This is a genomic window from Synechococcus sp. R5-12, from assembly GCF_047502655.1.
Lineage (GTDB): Bacteria > Cyanobacteriota > Cyanobacteriia > Thermostichales > Thermostichaceae > Thermostichus.
This window is the reverse complement of sequence record NZ_JANSIM010000228.1, coordinates 1-6,781: the sequence shown is the minus strand read 5'-3', so window position 1 is coordinate 6,781 and position 6,781 is coordinate 1. Positions and strand designations below refer to the sequence as shown.

Here is a 6,781-nt window from a genome sequence, read left to right as displayed (position 1 = left end):
ACCCTACGGGTACAGTGCGGGGCTCCTGCGATTTCTAGCTGAATTCGGCTAGGTCGTAAAAACCATGGGACCCTTTACCCCTACCTATTGGGGGCTACTACCAGACCGAAAACCTCAAACCTACAGACTAGAGCCTAGGCCCACATAGGAGCCATAGAAAAAGAGCCCAACTACCGTGATCACACCCAAACCGGCAACCACAGCCACTATCCACAAAGGGATCCTTGCTTGACTGGTCATAGCAACTGGTCTCCAAAAAAGACAGAACTAGCAGCAATTACATTCTCAGTAAACTTAGCAAAGGGAAGCAAGGGCTAGCCAAAAGCCAGCATTGTCCCCTGCGCTCTTTCCCAACTCCAAGAGCAGAGTGAGATCCTGGCCTCAGTTGAGAAAATAGCTGGAGAACAACAGCCCAACCACAAACACCAGCAGCAAACCCAAGTAAAGGGAAGTGCGGTTTAGCTCGACAGGTTGGGAGTTGGGATTCCTTTCGGGTTGATCAGCCATTGGGTTCACCGTTGAATAAACTGCATTGCAGCAATAGCTCCCAAGAAGAAAACAGTTGGGATCGCCAAGGTATGTACCGCCAGCCAACGGACGGTAAAAACAGGGTAAAAAACGGGTTCATCAGATTTACTGGCCATAGATATCACCCTACGCAAAAAGCTCAATCAATTTACAAGTTGCAACAATGCATGAACCACTTGCCCACAGCCACCCTTAGCGAGTCAGCCTCTCCAACTCCTCCAGAGCATTGAAGCGATCGCTGACGATCGGCAACTCCTGGCGCTCTGCCGTGAAATACTCATTGGGGCGTGGGGTGCCAAAAATATCATAGGCCAGGCCAGTGCTCACAAAAAGCCAGCCTGCCAAAAACAAAGCGGGAATGGTCAGGGCGTGAATAACCCAGTAGCGGACACTGGTAATGATATCGACAAAAGGTCGCTCTCCGGTGCTGCCAGCCATGAAACTCCTCCCTAGGGTAGGGGCAAAAGTGCTTTCTGAACTTTCTGAGTCTATAACACAATGATAAGGATTTGGATGCACAACTACAAGTTACGAGACCCTTGCTTAGGCCCTTTGCTGTCAAGCCGGATCCCGTCTTGCATAGGTAAAATCTCCTAAGGGATCCCTGCGGCGAACCTTCTTACCCGAGTTTTCAGAATCTCACTGCCAAAGGGCGCAATCCCAAGGGGCATCGAGGGCTTGAGGATGGGGCGGAAGTTTGAGATAAGCTGGCCCTGAGGGGATGTTGTTGGAACAGGAGTGACAGCTATGCGGTGCTCGTGGCCCCTAGCTCTGAGCTTGTGTTGGACGCTGGGCTGGTCGGGTGTCAGCTTGCCGGCTTGGTCCCAAGGGGTGGAGCAGCAAGCCTCGCTGGCCTGGACCGACCCCTACGTGGCGGCTCTGGAACGTCAGACAGATGTGGTGATCACCCGAGAACCTCTGTCGGCCACCCTGACCCGTCTGGAATTGGCCCAGTGGCTGACGGAGTTTTTCGGCTACATTCCCAATCCCAACCAGGTGCAGGAGATTCGCGACCTGGAGCCCAACACCCCCGACTATTGGACTGCCCAAGCCGTGCTGCAGGCGGGGGCCATGCGCCTATACGAGGGCAACGAGTTTCGCCCGCAAGGGGATATCACCCACCTGGAAGCCCTGGCCATTTTGGTGCGGGCTCTGCAATTGCCTGCTCCCACCCAGGCCGACATTGAGCGCTGGATGGCTCTGTACACCGATGCGGCTGATGTGCCGGAGGTAGGGCGGGCTTTTGTGGCCATGGCAGGCGAGGCGGGGCTGCTGGTGAATGTGCCGGATCCGGCCCGTCTTCAGCCCAATCGCGTGCTGAGGCGAGCAGAAGGGGCGGTGTTGTTGCATCAGGCCCTGGTGTATCGCGGTCAGCTTCCGCCCTTGCCACCCCCTGTGGCCCAGTTGCGTCCCTCCCCGGCTCCGGTGGCCGAGACCGTCCAACCCGAAATCTTCCAAACGCGGATCACTCCCGAGGGAGGAAGTGTTCCTGCAGGGGGAACCTTGACCATTGAAGCGCAGGCCACTCCCAACGGCAGGGCTACGGTCGATATCGGCGGCGTGGTTCAGGGTCTGCCGATGCAAGAGGTGCAGCCCGGCTATTACCGCGCAGTTTACAGCCTTAGCCCTCAGGACAGCGCCCTCAGCCCCGACATCAGCATTCAATTGACCCTCAATGGCGTCAGTACCCGCGTTCAACGGCGGCTACCTCAACTGGCCTTGGGCAATGTCGCTCCCCCGCCGGTGGAGTCGGTGTTTCCGCCCCCAGCTCCTCTGCCGCAGCCAGCCCCTCTGACTGCAGCCGGCAATCGCTATCCGCGCATTGAGGCCATTCGCTTGGATCCCCAGCGCGACTTGGTGGAAGGGGACATTCTCACCATTGCCATTTGGGGGGAATCTGGAGGGATCGCCCAGTTTGATCTGGGGAATCTGGCCCTGAACCAGCCGATGCGGGAGGTACGACCCAACCACTACGAAGGCACCTACGTGGTAGCCCCCACCCACCAGGCCAACAATCCCACCTTGAGGATTGTGCTCACCAAGGACGGCCTCAGCCAGGAACATCGGGAGATTTTTCCTTTTTCCATCGATGGCTCCAGAGGAACCCGCTCCACCATTCAGCCGGTTTCCGCACCCGTCGCCACGGGACTGCCCCAGATTTTCAGTGTCACCACCAACAGCACCAATCTGCGCATGGGAGAAATTCTCAAAGTCACCATGCGAGGGGATCCGGGGGGGCGGGCTGCTTTTCGGATTGTTGGGGTAACGCCGGAAGTCGAAATGCGGGAGGTGGCGCCGGGCCTATACGAAACCCAGCAGCAGTTGCCCTTCAACATGCAGCCGGTCAACAACGGCATCATCGAGGTGATTTTGCAAAGAGGGGGCCAAAAGACCACCCAAACCAGCCCCTCGCCCATTACCATTGCCCCTTAGCGGGATCCCCGAGAAGGCTAAACTGCTGCCTCAAAGGGATCGGCGCTGCGCTGGATCTGGGTAGAGAGCTTGGGGATTACCTGCAGGTTGAACTGTTGCTCGAAGACTTTTTTCTTCTCGTTTAAGCTCCACAACTCTAGGGCACAGTCGTCCTTGGGATGCCTGGGATCCAAAATCAACTCCATGCGGCGGGGGCCTTCTCCCAGGAGCTGAAAACGGCAGTGCAGGGCTTGAATGGCCTGCAGGCGGCGGCGATCCAAAGCACAGGCTATGCGCAGCAGGGGGCTCAGTTCCAGCACCACTTGGCGATCCCGCTCGTCGCTGAGGCGCTGGAAGTTCTCGTGCTTCTTCTTGGGGGGCGACTTGCGGTGGTAGCGGGCCAAGTTGGCGATCACCTCCACCTCTTCTTCGTTGAAGCCCAAGAGTTCTCCATGGCGGATCAGGTAGTAGGAGTGCTTGTGGTGGGCGGCATGGCTGATGAAGTGGCCGCAGTTGTGCAGCATGGCCGCCGCCCAGAGAAGAGCCCGCTCCCGGGATCCCCAGCCATGCAGGATGCCGCGGGTTTGATCGAAAAGGCTGAGGGCAAACTCGGCCACCCGCTCGGCATAGGGGATCTCCACCTGGTATTTTTCCGCCAACTTGAGGACGCTGCGCCGCCGCACCGAGCTGTGGTAGCGCAGCCGATCCTCAATCAAGCCTTGGCCGATCATCCAGTCCACGATCAGCCCTTCCCGCAGAGCCCGTTCGCAAAACTGGATCCGCTCCACCCCCAGCAGGGTCATCACTTCTTCCAAGATGACCGCCCCGGCTAGGATGATCTCCCCCCGCCTTTCCCCCAGGCCGGGCAGCTTTTGCCGTTCGGCCACCGTGAGGGAGCGCAGCTCTTTGATGTAGCCGCGCAGGGCTTCCAGGCTGAACTCATACCCCTGCAGGCGATGGGGGAGAGCGCCCAACCGACGGCGGGCATCCAACTGGGCCAGGCACTCGACGGTGCCAGAGGTGCCCACCAAAGGCAGGGATCCCTGTTGTTGTGAAGAGGCAAGGATCCGCTTCATCTGCTCGATGGGGGATTCCAGCATGCCGCGGATGTGCTGGCGCAGGGCTTGCAGTTCGCCAGAAGTGGGCGGATCGTGGTGCAAAAAAGCCTGGGTCAGACGCACTGCCCCTACCTTGACGCTGCGCAGAAACTCCGGCTCTTGGCCATTGCCCAAAATCAGCTCGGTGGAGCCGCCACCAATATCCACCACCGCGTGCAGCCGGTTGTGGAACTCCATCGCCGAGAGCACCCCCAGGTAGATGCGGCGGGCCTCTTCCTGCCCCGAGATTAACTCCACCCGCAGGCCCAGCTCCCGTTCAATCCGCTTCAAAAACTCCAGCCCATTGGGGGCCTCGCGCACAGCACTGGTAGCCACGGCAACAATATCCTGCACCTGAAAGCTCTCAGCAATGCGGCAAAACCGCTCCAGAGCCGTCCGGGCCCGTTCCATAGCTGCAGGCGTGAGGGCGCCCGTCTGGCTGCAAAACTCCCCCAGCCGGACGGTGGCTTTTTCGCGGGAGATGATGGTGAAGCTAGGGATACGGGGATTGATGCGCACCACCACCATGTGGAGAGAGTTGCTGCCCACATCGATGGCCGCCAGAACGGGGGCCGCCCAAGATTCAGAACGAGAAGCCGGGCTGGTTTCGGAAACTGGGGAAGCAGAGGTGACAGAGCGTTCCGTGAAGTTGGTGGGCGAAGAGATCATGGCTCGGGTAAGGGGGTCAACCCCTTTAGGATACTGTGTACTTTCCCCCCTTGTTCCGGGCCGAGTCGTGAGGTGAGGTTCGCGGTTGACTCGGCAAACAGGGGAATTGATTAGCTGGGGATCCCTGCCGTTCTCGCCCCAGCCTAAGATAGGGACACGGATATCCATTTCTTCACTGTTCTTTCTTTGTTGTCGAAGCAGGTTCCGATGTCTCAGCCAGCCGAATCACCTCAGAAGGCCAACAGCACCCTCAAACTGCTGCGCACTCACGAGTCTCCCAAACTGGAGCGCATCCGCCACACCACTTCCCATGTCCTGGCTATGGCGGTGCAAAAGCTGTTTCCCAAGGCCCAGGTGACCATCGGCCCCACAACCGACTACGGCTTCTACTACGATTTTGACCATCCCGAGCCCTTCACGCCGGAAGATCTGGATCGCATCAAAAAAGAGATGCAGGCAATCATCAAAAAGGGCCTGCCGGTGATCCGCGAGGAGGTGAGCCGTGAAGAGGCCAGGCGCCGCATCGAAGCCCTCGGAGAACCCTACAAGCTGGAGATCTTAGACAGCATTCCCGAAGGGGAGGTCATCAGCATTTACCACTTGGGGAATGAATGGTGGGATCTCTGTGCCGGTCCCCACGTGGAAAACACCCAAGAGCTCAACCCCAAAGCTTTCGATCTGCTCAGCGTGGCCGGCGCCTATTGGCGGGGGGACGAGACCAAGCCGCAGCTCCAACGCATCTACGGTACCGCCTGGGAGACCCCAGAGGAGCTGAAGGAATACAAGCGGCGGCTGGAGGAGGCCAAACGGCGGGATCACCGCAAGCTGGGCAAAGAACTGGGTCTCTTCCTGTTTTCCGATGAAGTGGGTCCGGGCTTGCCCCTTTGGACTCCGAAAGGAACTACCCTACGCTGGGTGCTGGAGGATTTTCTCAAGCAGGAGCAGCTCAAGCGGGGCTACCTGCCGGTGGTTACCCCTCATATTGCCCGTGTGGACTTGTTCAAGATCTCCGGCCACTGGCAAAAGTACCGGGAAGATATGTTCCCCATGATGGCGGAGAATGAGCAGGATCGCGCAGCCGAACAGGGCTTTGTCATGAAGCCGATGAACTGTCCTTTTCACATCCAAATCTACAAATCCGAGCTGCGATCCTACCGCGATTTGCCCCTACGATATGCCGAATTCGGCACCGTCTATCGCTATGAGCAATCGGGGGAATTGGGAGGTCTGACGCGAGTGCGTGGCTTTACGGTGGACGATGCCCACCTGTTTGTCCGGCCCGATCAGCTGGAGGAGGAGTTTCTTAAGGTTGTCGATCTCATTTTGGTGGTCTTCGACAAGCTTAAACTCAAAGATTTTCGCGCCCGCCTCAGCTTCCGCGATCCCAAGTCTGACAAATATCTGGGATCCCCTGAGGACTGGGACAGGGCCGAGAATGCCATCCGTCGCGCTGTAGAGAAGCTCTCGATGCCCCATTTTGAAGGGATCGGCGAAGCAGCCTTCTATGGGCCAAAGCTGGATTTTATTTTCCGCGACGCCCTGGATCGGGAGTGGCAACTGGGCACGGTGCAGGTGGATTACCAAAACCCACAGCGCTTTGATCTGCAATACGTAGCTGAGGACGGATCCCGGCAGCGTCCGGTGATGATTCACCGTGCTCCCTTTGGCTCGCTGGAGCGACTCATTGGGATCCTCATCGAAGAATACGCTGGGGATTTTCCCTTCTGGCTGGCCCCGGAACAGGTGCGCATTTTGCCCGTTTCCGATCAGTATCTGGGCTACGCCACCCAGGTGCGGGATCAGCTGCGAGAGCAGGGGATCCGCGTCCACATCGATGCCGACAGCGATCGTTTGCCGAAGAAAATCCGCAATGCCGAGAAGGCCCGGATCCCCTTCATGCTGATCGTGGGGGAACAGGAACAGGCGGCAGGAACGGTGAGCGTGCGCCAGCGCCATGGACAGGAGCTGGGATCCTTGACGGTGGCAGACTTCCTGGATCAGGTGCAGGCGCTCAACTAGCCGGTTGCGGCAATGGAGCATGACTCTAGTCAATAATAAGCTCAACTATACTGAAA

7 protein-coding genes are annotated in these 6,781 nt (G+C 58.3%); 2 read left to right on the top strand and 5 right to left on the bottom strand.

The features are described from left to right. Window positions 1-120: 120 nt before the first annotated feature. The 4 genes from NW843_RS11650 to psbE all read right to left on the bottom strand — a co-directional run bounded on the left by NW843_RS11650 (window position 121) and on the right by psbE (window position 966). Window positions 121-240 (bottom strand): photosystem II reaction center protein J, encoded by a 120-nt coding sequence (locus NW843_RS11650; protein WP_011433112.1) that lies wholly within the window; start codon window positions 238-240, stop codon window positions 121-123. A 141-nt stretch (window positions 241-381) separates the two neighbouring features. Beyond that, complete coding sequence (locus tag NW843_RS11645) at window positions 382-507, bottom strand: photosystem II reaction center protein L (protein WP_011433111.1); 126 nt, start codon at window positions 505-507, stop codon at window positions 382-384. Window positions 508-512: 5 nt separating this feature from the next. Further along, window positions 513-644: a cytochrome b559 subunit beta gene (gene psbF, locus NW843_RS11640; RefSeq protein ID WP_414356645.1), complete on the bottom strand. Its 132-nt coding sequence runs from the start codon at window positions 642-644 to the stop codon at window positions 513-515. 76 nt (window positions 645-720) lie between these two features. Then, window positions 721-966, bottom strand: a complete 246-nt coding sequence (gene psbE, locus NW843_RS11635) for a cytochrome b559 subunit alpha (protein ID WP_011433109.1) — start codon at window positions 964-966, stop codon at window positions 721-723. Between the two features lie 309 nt (window positions 967-1,275). Between psbE and NW843_RS11630 the strand changes: the two genes are divergently transcribed. Continuing rightward, entirely contained in the window at window positions 1,276-2,961 is a 1,686-nt protein-coding gene (locus NW843_RS11630) for an S-layer homology domain-containing protein (RefSeq protein WP_414523020.1), read from the top strand. A 17-nt stretch (window positions 2,962-2,978) separates the two neighbouring features. Here the strand turns inward: NW843_RS11630 and NW843_RS11625 are convergent, their stop codons facing one another. Further along, window positions 2,979-4,706 carry an HD domain-containing protein gene (locus NW843_RS11625; RefSeq protein WP_414523019.1) on the bottom strand — a complete coding sequence of 576 codons (1,728 nt, stop codon included), beginning with the start codon at window positions 4,704-4,706 and terminating at the stop codon, window positions 2,979-2,981. A gap of 207 nt (window positions 4,707-4,913) precedes the next feature. Here NW843_RS11625 and thrS point away from each other — a divergent pair, with 207 nt between their 5' ends. Further along, window positions 4,914-6,725, top strand: coding sequence for a threonine--tRNA ligase (gene thrS / locus NW843_RS11620; protein ID WP_414406755.1), 1,812 nt, complete (start codon window positions 4,914-4,916; stop codon window positions 6,723-6,725). The last annotated feature ends 56 nt before the right edge of the window (window positions 6,726-6,781 follow it).